This window comes from Streptomyces sp. R33, assembly GCF_041200175.1.
GTDB classification, from domain to species: Bacteria; Actinomycetota; Actinomycetes; order Streptomycetales; family Streptomycetaceae; genus Streptomyces; species Streptomyces katrae_B.
In genome coordinates this window covers 4,088,318-4,101,087 of the sequence record NZ_CP165727.1, presented here as the reverse complement: position 1 = coordinate 4,101,087, position 12,770 = coordinate 4,088,318, and the positions used below count along the sequence as shown (strand labels likewise).

At 72.3% G+C, this 12,770-nt stretch carries 13 protein-coding genes; 7 read left to right on the top strand and 6 right to left on the bottom strand.

Annotated elements, in window-relative coordinates:
- Nucleotides 1-74 precede the first annotated feature (74 nt).
- Nucleotides 75-1,934, bottom strand: a complete 1,860-nt coding sequence (locus tag AB5J51_RS18720) for a phosphatidylglycerol lysyltransferase domain-containing protein (protein WP_053787282.1) — start codon at nt 1,932-1,934, stop codon at nt 75-77.
- A gap of 152 nt (nt 1,935-2,086) precedes the next feature.
- Between AB5J51_RS18720 and AB5J51_RS18715 the strand changes: the two genes are divergently transcribed.
- A complete protein-coding gene (locus tag AB5J51_RS18715; RefSeq protein ID WP_030300728.1) occupies nt 2,087-3,196 on the top strand; it encodes an esterase family protein in 1,110 nt (369 codons plus the stop codon).
- A 28-nt stretch (nt 3,197-3,224) separates the two neighbouring features.
- On the opposite strand, the gene AB5J51_RS18710 is transcribed toward AB5J51_RS18715, so the two are convergent.
- Complete coding sequence (locus tag AB5J51_RS18710; protein WP_053787281.1) at nt 3,225-4,187, bottom strand: ABC transporter ATP-binding protein; 963 nt, start codon at nt 4,185-4,187, stop codon at nt 3,225-3,227.
- A gap of 155 nt (nt 4,188-4,342) precedes the next feature.
- Here AB5J51_RS18710 and AB5J51_RS18705 point away from each other — a divergent pair, with 155 nt between their 5' ends.
- The 4 genes from AB5J51_RS18705 (at nt 4,343) to AB5J51_RS18690 (ending at nt 7,966) form a co-directional block, all read left to right on the top strand.
- Nucleotides 4,343-5,074, top strand: a complete 732-nt coding sequence (locus AB5J51_RS18705; RefSeq protein WP_053787280.1) for an ABC transporter permease — start codon at nt 4,343-4,345, stop codon at nt 5,072-5,074.
- A 4-nt stretch (nt 5,075-5,078) separates the two neighbouring features.
- Nucleotides 5,079-5,744 carry an ABC transporter permease gene (locus tag AB5J51_RS18700; RefSeq protein ID WP_136224656.1) on the top strand — a complete coding sequence of 222 codons (666 nt, stop codon included), beginning with the start codon at nt 5,079-5,081 and terminating at the stop codon, nt 5,742-5,744.
- Between the two features lie 75 nt (nt 5,745-5,819).
- Nucleotides 5,820-6,812: an ABC transporter substrate-binding protein gene (locus AB5J51_RS18695; RefSeq protein ID WP_053787278.1), complete on the top strand. Its 993-nt coding sequence runs from the start codon at nt 5,820-5,822 to the stop codon at nt 6,810-6,812.
- A 101-nt stretch (nt 6,813-6,913) separates the two neighbouring features.
- Nucleotides 6,914-7,966 (top strand): hypothetical protein, encoded by a 1,053-nt coding sequence (locus AB5J51_RS18690; RefSeq protein ID WP_136224655.1) that lies wholly within the window; start codon nt 6,914-6,916, stop codon nt 7,964-7,966.
- Nucleotides 7,967-8,011: 45 nt separating this feature from the next.
- Here AB5J51_RS18690 and AB5J51_RS18685 read toward each other — a convergent pair whose 3' ends face one another.
- The 4 genes from AB5J51_RS18685 to AB5J51_RS18670 all read right to left on the bottom strand — a co-directional run bounded on the left by AB5J51_RS18685 (nt 8,012) and on the right by AB5J51_RS18670 (nt 10,821).
- Entirely contained in the window at nt 8,012-8,356 is a 345-nt protein-coding gene (locus AB5J51_RS18685) for a hypothetical protein (RefSeq protein ID WP_053787276.1), read from the bottom strand.
- Between the two features lie 87 nt (nt 8,357-8,443).
- On the bottom strand, nt 8,444-8,659 hold the full coding sequence (locus AB5J51_RS18680) for a hypothetical protein (RefSeq protein ID WP_053787275.1): 216 nt from the start codon (nt 8,657-8,659) through the stop codon (nt 8,444-8,446).
- A gap of 80 nt (nt 8,660-8,739) precedes the next feature.
- Entirely contained in the window at nt 8,740-9,624 is an 885-nt protein-coding gene (locus tag AB5J51_RS18675; RefSeq protein WP_369778112.1) for an arylamine N-acetyltransferase, read from the bottom strand.
- Nucleotides 9,625-9,678: 54 nt separating this feature from the next.
- A complete protein-coding gene (locus tag AB5J51_RS18670; protein WP_030300712.1) occupies nt 9,679-10,821 on the bottom strand; it encodes an NADH-quinone oxidoreductase subunit D in 1,143 nt (380 codons plus the stop codon).
- 117 nt (nt 10,822-10,938) lie between these two features.
- Between AB5J51_RS18670 and AB5J51_RS18665 the strand changes: the two genes are divergently transcribed.
- Both AB5J51_RS18665 and AB5J51_RS18660 read left to right on the top strand, forming a co-directional pair.
- Nucleotides 10,939-11,430 carry a PH domain-containing protein gene (locus AB5J51_RS18665; protein ID WP_136224653.1) on the top strand — a complete coding sequence of 164 codons (492 nt, stop codon included), beginning with the start codon at nt 10,939-10,941 and terminating at the stop codon, nt 11,428-11,430.
- Nucleotides 11,427-12,767 (top strand): PH domain-containing protein, encoded by a 1,341-nt coding sequence (locus AB5J51_RS18660; protein ID WP_369778111.1) that lies wholly within the window; start codon nt 11,427-11,429, stop codon nt 12,765-12,767. Before AB5J51_RS18665 ends, AB5J51_RS18660 begins: the two co-directional genes overlap by 4 nt.
- The last annotated feature ends 3 nt before the right edge of the window (nt 12,768-12,770 follow it).

The following is a 12,770-nucleotide window of genomic DNA, read 5'->3' as shown; positions in this document are numbered from 1 at the left end:
CGCCGGAGCCCGGCCTGCCGCGGGTGCGGCGGGTCGGGCTCCGGGGGCCGGGGCGCGGGGGCCCGGGCCGGGGGTCAGGCGACCTGGACCTCGCGTTCGGGCTGCGCCTGGGCGGGGACCTTGGCGGTCACGTGCGTGTGGGCGCAGGTGCGCACCGGCTTGGGCCGTCGCCGGCTGGCGAACAGCCGGGGCAGGGCCACCGTCACGAAGCCCTCGGCCTGCATCACGGCGAAGCCGATGCGGGGCAGGTCGCTGCTGGTGCGGTAGACCATGAACCGCGGCTCCCAGCGGGGGCGGAACTTCTCGTTGAACTTGTACAGCGACTCGATCTGGAACCAGCGCGACAGGAAGACCAGCAGGCCGCGCCACATCCGCAGCACCGGCCCGGCACCGATCTTCTCGCCGCGGGCGAGGGCCGCGCGGAACATCGCGAAGTTCAGCGAGACCTTCTCGATGCCCAGGGACGGCGCCTCCACCAGGGAGGCCACGATCAGCAGCTCGTTCATGCCCGGGTCGGCGGCGCGGTCGCGGCGCATCAGCTCCAGCGACATGCCGTCCTTGCCCCAGGGGACGAAGTGCAGGACGGCCTTGAGGTCGCCGAACGGGCTGGGGTCGTTCTCCTCGACCCGGTGGGCGGTGGCGATGAAGCAGTCGCCGTCGCCCTCCTCGCCGACCCGGCCCAGCGCCATGGAGAAGCCGCGCTCGGTGTCCGTGCCGCGCCAGGCCTCGGCGGCGCCCCGTACGCGCTCCAGCTCCTCCTCGGTCAGCTCGCTGACGCGGCGGACCTTGGTGGTGTAGCCGTTGCGCTCGATGCGCTTCACCATCTGGCGGACGTTGCGCATGGGGCGGCCGGAGAGGGAGAAGTCTTTGACGTCGACGATCGCCTCGTCGCCGAGCTCCAGGGCGTCCAGCCCGGTCTCGCGGGTCCAGACCTCGCCGCCGGTCTCGCTGCAGCCCACGACGGCCGGGGTCCAGGAGTGGGCCTTGGCCTCCTCCATGAACCGCTCGATGGCGCCGGGCCAGGCCTCGACGTCGCCGATGGGGTCGCCGGAGGCGAGCATCACGCCGGAGACGACGCGGTAGGTGACGGCGGCCTTGCCGCTGGGGGAGAAGACGACGGCCTTGTCGCGGCGGAGCGCGAAGTGGCCCAGCGAGTCGCGGCCGCCGTGCTTGGCGAGCAGCTCGCGCAGCTTGAGCTCGTCGTCGGCGGTGAGCTGCGCGGCCGGGTGCTCGGGGCGGAAGGCCAGGTAGATGGTGGTGAGCGCGGTCAGCATGCCGAGGGCGCCGAGGGAGTAGCCCACGGTCCAGGACACGCGGCCGGCGTAGTCGACGGGGCCCTCGAAGCCGAAGAGGCCGTACACGACGTGGCTGATCTGCTCGTAAATACCCGGATGGCCGACGACGCGGCCCGGGTGGGAGTTGACGATGACCAGACCGAGGCCGATGGAGCCCGCGCTCATCAGCACGAAGTTGGCGAGCGCCTTCCAGCGGCTGCGCGGGTCCGGCAGCGCCTTGAATTCACTCTGGTGCCGCACGATCAGCCCGAGGAGGACCGCCGCGATGACGACGCCGATGACGGAGTGCCGGTACGTGAACTGCGCGACGGCGCCCGCCGGGAGCAGGACCACGGCGGCCCGCCAGGCACGGCGCTTGCGGCGCTTGAGGCCGTGGGCGAGCAGGAGGAGCAGGACGCCCGCGCTGATGGCGAGGGCGGCTGCGAACGGGCCCAGCGAACCGGGCAGCACCTCGGTGACCGCGTGGAACCGGCTGTGCCGGAACCGCGGGAACACGCCCGCCGCGATGTCCAGAAGGCCGACGATCATGACGGCCGTACCTACCAGGCCGGGCACCGACTCCGGTCGTGGGCCGCGGAAGATTCGGCGGACCTGCTTCGGAACCTGTCCCGACTTATCGCCATCTATCCTGCTAGACATCGCTTCCCGTTGCTCCGCGAGAGATCATGTGGCCGAAGGCCGCGACAGCCTCCGGAGTGTGGTGCGTCCACTAGGACGACATCGGGGTCGAGCGGGTTCACTCTTCCGCCGAGAAAAACTAGTCCTGCCATCAGAAAGTCGACTGACTGCTCATGGGTCTCACCAGTAATACGGTTCTGGCGCTGGCCATCGTCGCCGGTGTGCTGCTGTTCGCAGCCACGGTGTGGTTCTGGCCCCGGCTCTCGGGCCGCACCTGGCGTGCGCTGCTCGGCCGGATCGGCCTCCTGCTCGCGACCCAGCTGGCGTTGTTCTCGGCCGTCGGCCTGGCGGCGAACAAGTCCTTCTCCTTCTACGGCTCGTGGGCGGACCTGTTCGGCCAGCAGACATCTGTCGGCAAGGTCGTGGACCACTCGATGAGCAGCAAGGACATCAAGGTCGTCGACAAGCAGAAGCTCGACGTGCCGGGCGGCGCCCAGCCCCAGGTGGGCGGACAGATCCTGAAGGTTGCCATAACCGGGCAGAAGTCGAAAATAACGAGCCCCGGGTACGTGTGGCTGCCGCCGGAGTACTTCCAGCCGCAGCACAAGGACAAGAACTTTCCGGCCTCCATCGTGCTGACGGGCTACCCGGGCACCGCCGAGAACCTGATCAAAGGGCTGAACTACCCGATGACGGCCTTCAAGCAGGCCAAGGCGGGCAAGATGAAGCCGATGATCCTGGTGATGCTCCGCCCGACGATCGCGCCGCCGCGTGACACCGAGTGCGTGGACATACCCGGCGGACCGCAGACCGAGACCTTCTTCGGCCAGGACCTGCCGCAGGCCATCCAGGACACCTTCCGGGTCGGCAAGAAGCCGCAGAACATGGGCTTCATCGGCAACTCCACGGGCGGCTACTGCGCCCTGAAGATCGCCGCGCACTACCCGCAGACCTTCGGCGCCGCCGCGGGTCTGTCCGCGTACTACGACGCCGCGAACGACGCGACGACCGGCAACCTGTTCCAGGGCGACGACAAGCTGAAGAAGCGTGCGGACGTCCTGCACAGCATCGAGCACAAGCAGCCGTCGGGTACGTCCTTCCTGGTCACCAGCAGCGAGCAGGGCGAGCCGAACCTCGGTGACACCAAGAAGTTCATCAAGCTGGTCAAGGGCCCGGACCGGGTCTCCTCGATCATCCTCGACAGCGGCGGCCACAACTTCAACACGTGGCGCCGCGAGATCCCGCCGATGCTGGTGTGGATGAGCAACCGCATCCAGGCCTGACCCGCAGGCCGGGTCAGGCCTTCTGGCCCTAGGCCTCTTGCAGTTGGGCCCGGCGCAGGGCCCGGTGGACGCCCTCCGGGGTCAGTACGCCGACCAGCGCGCCGGTGTCCGGGTCCGTGACCCCGATCCGGCCGGAGTCCTCCTGCAGCAGCAGCGCGAGCGCCTCGCGCAGACTCGCCCCCAGCGCCACTTCGGCGGTGGGGGCTTTCCCGTCGGCCTCCGCCAGGTCGGCCTGCCCCACCGGGGTGACCGCGAGCCGCTTCAGGCCCCGGTCCGCGCCGACGAAGGAGGCCACGTACGCGGTGGCTGGCGCACCCAGCACTTCGGCCGGGCGGGCGAACTGCTCGATGGTGCCCGCGCCGTAGACGGCGATGCGGTCGCCGAGCCGGACCGCTTCCTCCAGGTCGTGCGTGACCAGCAGGATCGTTTTGCGCACCGTCTTCTGCAGCGCCAGGAACTCGTTCTGGAGGCGTTCGCGGACCACCGGGTCCACCGCCCCGAACGGCTCGTCCATCAGCAGCACCGGCGGATCGGCCGCGAGGGCGCGCGCGACGCCGACGCGCTGGCGCTGTCCGCCGGAGAGCTGCTCCGGATACCGGCCCCCGTACACGGCCGGGTCCAGGCCCACGAGTTCGAGGAGCTCGGCCGCCCGGGCACGGGCCTTGGCCTTGGGGGTGCCGATCAGCTGGGGCACGGTCGCGGTGTTCTCCAGCACCGTCTTGTGCGGGAACAGCCCGACCTGCTGGATGACGTACCCGATGTGCCGGCGCAGCTCGACCGGATCGGCGTCCGCGATGTCCTCGCCGCCGAGCAGGATCCGGCCGGAGGTCGGCTCGATGAGCCGGTTGACCATCTTCATCGTGGTGGTCTTGCCGCACCCGGACGGGCCCACGAGGGTGACCAGCTCGCCCTCCGCCACCTCGAAGGACAGGTCCTCGACGGCCGTGGTCCCGTCGGGGTAGCGCTTGGTCACATGCTCGAATCGGATCACCTGCCCATCCTCCCCCACACACTGCGGGTTGTTTGTGACGGGAGTATTACCCCGGTGCGAAGGTTTCCGGCCATTGTCCGCCCAGGGGGTTAGGGTCGCTCTTGACCGGTCCCGTTCGGACGGGTGTACGCAGCGGAGGCAGGGGGGGTGAGGGCATGGCCGGACAGAACTGCCTGGTGGCGAACGACTGGATCTGCTGGGACTACGTCACGTCCCGCTCCCAGGAGCTCACCGACGCCACGGTCCAACACGTGTGGATCACGGGCGTGTCGGTGCTCGTGGGCCTCGCCGTTTCCCTCCCGCTGGCCCTGCTGGCCCGCCGCGGCCGGCGCTGGGCCGCGCCCGTGCTGGGCCTGACCACCCTGCTCTACACGGTCCCCTCGCTCGCCATGTTCTCCCTGCTGCTGCCGCTGTTCGGGCTGTCGGCCTCGCTCGTGGTGACCGGTCTGGTGCTGTACTCGCTGACCATCCTGGTCCGCAATGCGATGGCCGGCCTGGAAGCCGTCCCCGAGGAGGTACGGGAGGCCGCGCGCGGGATGGGCTACGGGCCCGCGCGGCTGCTGTGGCAGGTCGAACTGCCGCTGGCGCTGCCCGCGCTGCTCGCCGGGGTGCGGATCGCCACGGTGTCCACGGTGGCGCTGACCACCGTCGGCTCCATCGTCGGCAAGGGCGGCCTCGGCAACCTCATCGCCCCGGCGGTCAACAGCTCCTTCAAGGCCCAGGTGCTCACCGCCTCCGTGCTGTGCGTGCTGCTCGCGCTGGTGGCGGACCTGCTGCTGCTCGGCCTGCAGCGACTGCTCACGCCGTGGACCCGGGCGACGCGGCCGGCGCGGACGGAGCGGGCCGGGCGGGCCGCGCGCCTGACGCGGACGGCGAAGGGGGCATGAGGCGATGGGCGTGATGGGACAGGCCTGGGACTGGCTGGCTAACGGGGCCAACTGGTCCGGGGAGAACGGCGTGTGGCACCGGCTCGGCGAGCACGTGTACGTCAGCGGGATCTCCCTCGCCATCGCCTGCGCCGTGGCCCTCCCGGTCGGTCTGTGGCTCGGCCACATCGGCAAGGGCGGGGCGCTCGCCGTCAACGTGTCCAACGCCGGACGGGCCGTGCCCGTCTTCGCGGTGCTGGCCCTGTTCATGGTCTCGCCGCTGCGCAGCGCGGGCTATGTGCCCACCATCGCCGCCCTCGTGCTCTTCGCCGTCCCGCCGCTGCTGACCAATGCGTACGTCGGCATGCGGGAGGTGGACCGCTCGGTGGTGGAGGCCGCCCGGGGCATGGGCATGTCCGGCGGCCAGCTCTTCTGGCGGGTGGAACTGCCGCTCGCGCGGGAGCTGGTGATGACCGGGCTGCGCTCGGGCGCCGTCCAGGTCATCGCCACGGCCACGATCGCGGCCATGGTCGGCCAGGGCGGCCTCGGCCGGATCATCACCGCCGGCTTCAACACGTACAACACCCCACAGGTCGTCGCGGGGGCCCTGCTGGTGGCGGCGCTCGCCCTGCTGGTCGAGGGCGCCCTGGTGGCGGCCGACCGGCTGTTCCCGCGTCCGGCGGCGCGCTGACCCTCCGGCCCGGCCCGCGGGCGTTCCCCTTCGCTGTCCGTCCTTTGTCGTTCCCACTCCCTTGGAGGAGCAAAGATGAGCAAGTCCACGCGCGTCCTCGGCGCCGTACTGGGGGCGGCGGCCCTGACCGCCTCGCTCACCGCGTGCGGCGGCGACAGCCTGGAGAAGAGCAAGGACGGCGGTGCGGCCGCGTCCGCGCCCTCGGACTCGGGTTCCGGCTCCGGCAAGGGCAAGGTCGTGATCGGTGCGGCCGGGTTCACCGAGTCCAACGTGCTGGCGGAGCTGTACGCGCAGGTCCTCAAGGACGCGGGCTACAGCACCTCGATCACCACGGTGAACAACCGCGAGCTGTACGAGCCCTCGCTGGAGAAGGGCGAGATCGACGTCGTCCCGGAGTACGCAGCCACCCTCGCGGAGTTCCTCAACGCCAAGGTGAACGGGCCGAAGGCGCCGGAGGAGAAGCCCGTCGCGTCGAGCGACGTGGCGGCGACGGTCGCGGGGCTGGAGAAGCTGGCGGCCCCGCTCGGCCTGAAGGTGCTGCCGGCGGGCTCGGCGGTCGACCAGAACGCGTTCGCGGTATCGAAGGAATTCGCCCAGAAGAACAACCTGAAGACCCTTTCCGATCTTGGCAAGTCGGGTCTGAAGGTGAAGATCGCGGCGGGTGACGAATGCGCCGTACGGCCCTTCTGCGCGCCCGGGTTGAAGAAGACGTACGGAATCGACGTTTCCGGGATCGACCCGAAGGGCGTCGGCACCCCGCAGGCCAAGCAGGCCGTCAAGGACGGTGTGGACCAGCTGGCGCTCACCACGACCACGGACGCCACGCTCGACAGCTTCGGGCTGGTCCTGCTGGAGGACGACAAGAAGCTCCAGAACGCCGACAACGTCCTGCCGGTGGTCAACGCCAAGGACGCGGGATCCCCGGAGATCGCGGCCGCCCTCGACAAGCTGACCAAGGTCCTGACGACCGCCGACCTCGTCGAGCTGAACAAGAAGGTGGACGCGCAGCGCGAGAAGCCGGCGGATGCCGCGAAGGCCTATCTGAAGGCGAAGGGCCTGACGAAGTAGGAGTAGTTACGGGTTTGGTGGAGAAATGACGGGTAACTGCCCGGCCACAGATTGCCGGGCAGTTACCCCACTGGGCCCCCACGCCCTGTAAATTTCAGGCCATGCCCCGTGGACGCCACCGCAATCCCGAACCCCTGCACCGGCTGCTCACGCCGACGACCGTGGCCGGAGTCTCCGTCGCCAGTGCGGCCGCGGCCTGGCTGATCGCGGAACCTTTGCCACTACGCCTGCTCGTGGCCCTCACGGCGGCCGCGGGCGTGGCCGGCGCCGTCGTCATGCGCGCCTGGGACCGCTCGGCCGGGCGCCGCGTGGCGGAACTCGCGCGCGAACGGGTCAAGGACGAGTGGAAGACCGAGGAGCGGATAGCCGAGCTCGAGTCCGACCTCGAAGAGGCCCGGGCGCTGCGCGCCAAGCTCGATGCGAAGCTGCGCGCCAAGCGGGTCGAACTCGCCGGGCTGCGCGGCGAGCACGCGGCGCTGCTGCGGCGGTACGCGACCGCCGAGACCGAGCGGGCCAGCGCTCTGGAGGGCCGCCGGCTGCTCGCCATCGAGGCCTCCGCGGCCCCGGCGGCGGCACCCAAGGAGCTCCCGGCGGTCTCCGAGGAGCGCACGTCGAGCGGCGCCCCCACCAGCGTCGGCTACGCCCGGGCCCACGCGGCCATGAAGGCCCTCGCCCGCAAGGCCGAGGCGGACCCGGCCCGGCCGAAGATGCTGGAGGGCCGGGGCGCCGAGCCCAGGGCCCTGGAGGCCGGGTCGGCCGGTGGACCGCACTCCCGTACGGACGGCGCCACGGGCGCTGCTGCGGCGGTCCCGGCGCGCCGGCCGGCCGCGGCGGTGGCCCCGTACTCGGCCGTACGCCGCTCGGCGTCCCGCGTCGAGGGCGGCTTCGACTTCTTCGGCACCAAGACCGCGGCCCAGGCCCGGGCGGTGATCGAATCGGTCCAGAACGAGGACCTGGCCGACGTGGTCGGCGCGGAGGCCCTCGAGGTCCACAAGGCGGAGTCGGCCCGGGCCGCGGCCGAGCCGCCGGTCAAGGAACAGGGCTTCAAGCCGGCCACCCCCGAGCAGCGCGCGGTGGGCCAGGTCATCGACCTGACGGCGCACGACGAGACCGAGCCGATCGACGTCGTCCGGCTGCGCACGGCCATCTCCTAGCCGGTCCGCCCGTGGGGCCCCGGCCGGGATTCCGGGCGGCGGGGCTCAGGGGTAGGCCAGGACCATGAGGACGGCCAGGGCCTCCAGGGCCAACTGGGCCGCGAGGGCGTGCTTCCGGAACCGGTGCGGCGCGGACTGCACCGCCACGCCGGACGCCACGACCGCGGCGAGCAGCGCGAGGAAGACCTCCCCGGGGAACGGCCGGCAGCCGCCCTGCATCAGGCAGCGGCCGCCGGCCTCGGTCGACAGCACGAGGACCTTCGCGGCCACCAGGGCGGGCAGGAGCAGCAGGGCGGCGATCCCCGCGTTCCTGCGGACGCGCCGGGCGGCGGCTTCGGCCGGCGATTCGGGGGTGGGGGCGAGGAGGGCGGTCTGCGGGTTCCAGGACATGCCGTCATCCTGTCGGCGCTGCCGGTACGGGGGATCCGCGCGGGTACTCACGTCGGCGGACCGGCGTACTCAGGCCGGGCCGGGCGCTCAGAACAGCGGCAGTTGACCCGGCAGTTCCGACAGGACGAAGCCGTCCAGCGTCGGCGCCGACGCGCCGAGCACCACCCGCGCCCGGGATCCGGGGCAGGACACCAGGTCGCCGCGGCCCCGCCCGGCGGGAGGGTCGTGGCGGGCGATCCGGCCGGCGGTCACGGCGCAGTCGCGCCCGCATGCGGGGCAGGCCCGTCTGGGGGAGTGGGACATGCCCCAAGTCTGCACTCCCGCACCGACATCGACATCTGCACCGTCGCCGACGCCGCCACCGGCTCCGCCGTCAGCTGCCGTCAGCTGCCGGACCCCGCGCCCCGGGCAGCCGTACCCGCCTCCGCCCGGTCGGCCAGCCACTTCTCGTGGGCCGCGCACACCCGGTCCCACAGCTCCGCCCGGTCCGCCGCCGTCAGATCGTCGAGCTGCCGCTCGAAGAGCCCGCCCACCACCGCCCAGAACTCCCCGGGCGTGTCCAGGATCCGCTCGCTCGCCCCCTTCACGGGATCGATCCGGCTCAGCACCCGCCCCCGCAGCGCGTCGACCCCGTGCGCGTCGCGCCGCAGCAGCGCAAGGGTCCGTACGAAACCCGAGTCCGGGGCGGTCGACAGCCGTACGTGCGTGGCCTCGAAATCGGCCGTCGCCGCCGGAGCCGAGAGGATGTTGACCACCGGGCAGGGGCTCGCCTCGTTGACGTACCTCCAGCCGCTTGCGTCCCCCTCCAGCGGGCCCAGCCCGTACGTGAACTCCCCCTGCCGGTGCAGGCCGGCGCGCAGCGGCAGCGGCTCGTACGGGCCGTCCCCGAGGCCGGCGTCGACGAAGTACTCCTCGCCGCCGACCCGGACGGTCAGCGCGAGGTGGTCGCCGCTGACGTCGCGGCGCTCGCGCTCCGCCGCCCCGAGGACGCCCGCGAGGTGCCGGGTCACCTCGAAGCCGAGGGACTCCAGGAGCAGCGCGAAGGCGCCGTTGAGGTGGAAGCAGTACCCGCCGCGCCCGGCCGCGAAGCGGCGTGCGGACAGCTCGGGGTCGATGCCGGGCGCCCGGCCGAGCTGGATGTCGAGGTTCTCGTACGGGATGCGCTCGAGGTGGGCGCGCTGGAGCGCGAAGAGCGCCTGCACGGTGGGCTCGGGCGGCTGCGGGAAGCCGAGCCGCCGCAGGTAGCCGTCGTGTACGCCAGGGGTCATCCCCGCACCCTAAGCAGAAAACTCCCGCGCCATCACGGGAGTTCCCGCGACTTGTCACTTGTCGATGTCGCCCACGACGAAGAACAGCGAGCCCAGGATCGCCACCATGTCCGCGACCAGCTGGCCGGGCAGCAGCACCGACAGGGCCTGGATGTTGTTGTACGAGGCGGAGCGCAGCTTCAGCCGGTACGGGGTCTTCTCTCCCTTGGAGACGAGGTAGTAGCCGTTGATGCCGAGGGGGTTCTCGGTCCAGGCGTACGTCGCCCCCTCGGGCGCCTTCAGCACCTTCGGGAGGCGCTGGTTGATCGGCCCGGGCGGCAGCTCGGCCATCCGGTCCAGGCATGCGACCGCGAGGTCGAGCGCGTTGTGGGTCTGGTCCAGCAGGCACTCGAAGCGGGCCAGGCAGTCGCCCTCGGTGCGGGTGACAACCTTCAGGACGTCCTGGAGCTCCCCGTACGCCAGGTACGGCTCGTCGCGCCGCAGGTCGAAGTCGACCCCGGAGGCGCGGGCGATGGGCCCGGAGACCCCGTAGGCGTGCACCGCCTCGGGGGACAGCACGCCGACCCCGCGCGTACGGCCGCGGAAGATCTCGTTGCCGTGGACGAGCTTGTCGTACACGTCCATGCGGGTGCGGACGTCGGCGATCGCCGCGCGCGCCCGGCCGAGCCAGCCGGCCGGGAGGTCCTCCTTGAGGCCGCCGACGCGGTTGAACATGTAGTGCATGCGGCCGCCGGAGATCTCCTCCATGACGGCCTGGAGCTCCTCGCGCTCACGGAACGCATGGAAGATCGGGGTGATTCCGCCCAGTTCGAGCGGGTACGACCCGAGGAACATCAGGTGGTTCAGCACCCGGTTCAGCTCGGCGAGAAGGGTCCGCATCCACACGGCCCGCTCGGGGACCTCCATGCCGAGCATCCGCTCGACCGCCATGACCACGCCGAGCTCGTTGGAGAACGCGGACAGCCAGTCGTGGCGGTTCGCGAGCATCACGATCTGCCGGTAGTCGCGCGCCTCGAAGAGCTTCTCGGCGCCACGGTGCATATAGCCGACGACCGGCTCGGCGCTGACGATCCGCTCGCCGTCGAGGACGAGGCGCAGGCGCAGCACGCCGTGCGTGGAAGGGTGCTGGGGTCCGATGTTGAGCACCATGTCGGTGCTTTCCGCCGCGCCGCCGATGCCGACCGTGGTCTCCGTCATGGCCGCATTCTCGCAGCCGCCGGGGGTGGCGCGTCGGCCAGGTCGGATCGGGGCGAGGCGCGGTGCCGGGCGCCGCGGGCCCGGCCCGGCCGACGCGCCGCCCCCTACGCTGAACGCATGGAAACGGGGACTGCGGGCGGAACGAGCCGGCCCGCGTGGGTGGGGCTGCCGGGCGGGCTGCTCAGCCTGCGCCGGCTGCTGCTGGTGATCTGGACGGTGCCGCTCGCGGCAGGGACGGCCCTGCTGCTGGGGCTGACGGCGGGCCCGGCCTGGGCGGCCGCGGGGGCGCTCTGGCTGGGGGGCCTGGCCTGGGGCTGGGTGCTGCTCGGCCGCAACTGGCGGTCCTGGCGGTACGCGGAGCGCGCGGACGACCTGCTGATCAGCCGGGGTGTGCTGTGGCGGGAGGAGACCGTGGTCCCGTACGGGCGGATGCAGCTGGTCGAGGTGACCTCGGGGCCGCTGGAGCGGCGCTTCGGGCTGGCCTCCGTACAGCTGCACACGGCGGCCGCGGCCACGGACGCCAAGATCCCGGGCCTGGTCCCGGCCGAGGCGGAGCGGCTGCGGGACCGGCTGACGGAGCTCGGCGAGGCAAGGTCGGCGGGCCTGTGACCGCCGAATCGGCGTCCGCCGAGTCCGCGTCTGGCGAGTCCGCGGCCGCCGTGGAGCGGCGGCTGCACGTGCTCACGCCGCTGCGCCGGGCGTGGGTGCCGATCGCCGCGACCGTCGGCGTCGTCGTCCAGCAGGGCGAGCAGGTCGAGCGGTGGGTGGTCGGGCTGCCGGCCGGCCTGCGGGCCCTGACCCTGGCCGGCCTGGTCGTGGTGTTCGGCCTGTACGGGTTCTTGAGCTGGTGGTTCACCCACTACGCGGTGACCGACACCGAGCTGCGTATCCGCAGCGGGCTCTTCTTCCGGCGCACTGCGCACATCCGGCTCGACCGGATCCAGGCGGTGGACGTGACCCGGCCGCTGCTGGCCCGGGTGGCCGGGGTCGCCAAGCTGCGGCTCGACGTGATCGGCACCGAGGACAAGGACGAGCTGGCCTTCCTCGACGAGCGGGAGGCCGTGGCGCTGCGCGCCGAGCTGCTGGCCCGGGCCGCCGGCTTCGCCCCCGCGGAGGCCGTCGCGCTCGGCGAGGCCCCGCAGCAGGAGCTGCTGCGCGTCCGCCCCGCGGACCTGGCGGTGTCGCTGCTGCTCACCCTCTCGGCGTGGGCGGCGCTGGCCGCCGGGCTGATCGCCCCCGTCGCCGTGTGGTGGTTCAGCGGGAACCCCTGGGCGACGATCGCCACCCTGCTGCCGATGCTGGGCGGGCTCTGGTCGGGTACGGCCGGGCGCTTCCTCGCCGAGTTCGACTGGCGGGTCGCGGAGTCCCCGGACGGGCTGCGCCTGGACCACGGGCTGCTGGACCGGGCCCACGAGACCGTGCCGCCGGGGCGGGTGCAGACCGTACGGATCGTGGAGCCCCTGCTGTGGCGGCGCCGGGAGTGGGTGCGGGTGGAGCTGGCGGTGGCCGGCTCGAAGAACGAGGTCCTGGTCCCGGTGGCCTCGCGGGCCGCCGCCCAGGCGGTGGTCGCCCGGGTGCTGCCGGGTGTGGACCTCGCGGCCCTCGCCTTCGGCCGGTCCCCGAGGACCGGGGCGCGGTGGGTGGTCCCGGTGTGGTGGAAGGGCTACGCACTGGCCGTCTCGGCGGACGTGTTCGCCGCCCGCAAGGGGCTGCTGTGCCGCCGTACGGAGATCGTCCCGCACGCCAAGGTGCAGAGCGTCCGGCTCACCCAGGGCCCGTGGGAGCGCGCCCGGGGCGTGGCCGACGTCCATGTGGACACCGGCGCGAACGGCACGGTCACGGCCCGTCTGCGGCCGGCCGCCGAGGCCGCCGGCCTGCTGGACGCCCAGGCGGCCCGCTCGCGCACCTCCCGCGCGGACGCCCGCCCGGACCGCTGGATGACCTGACCC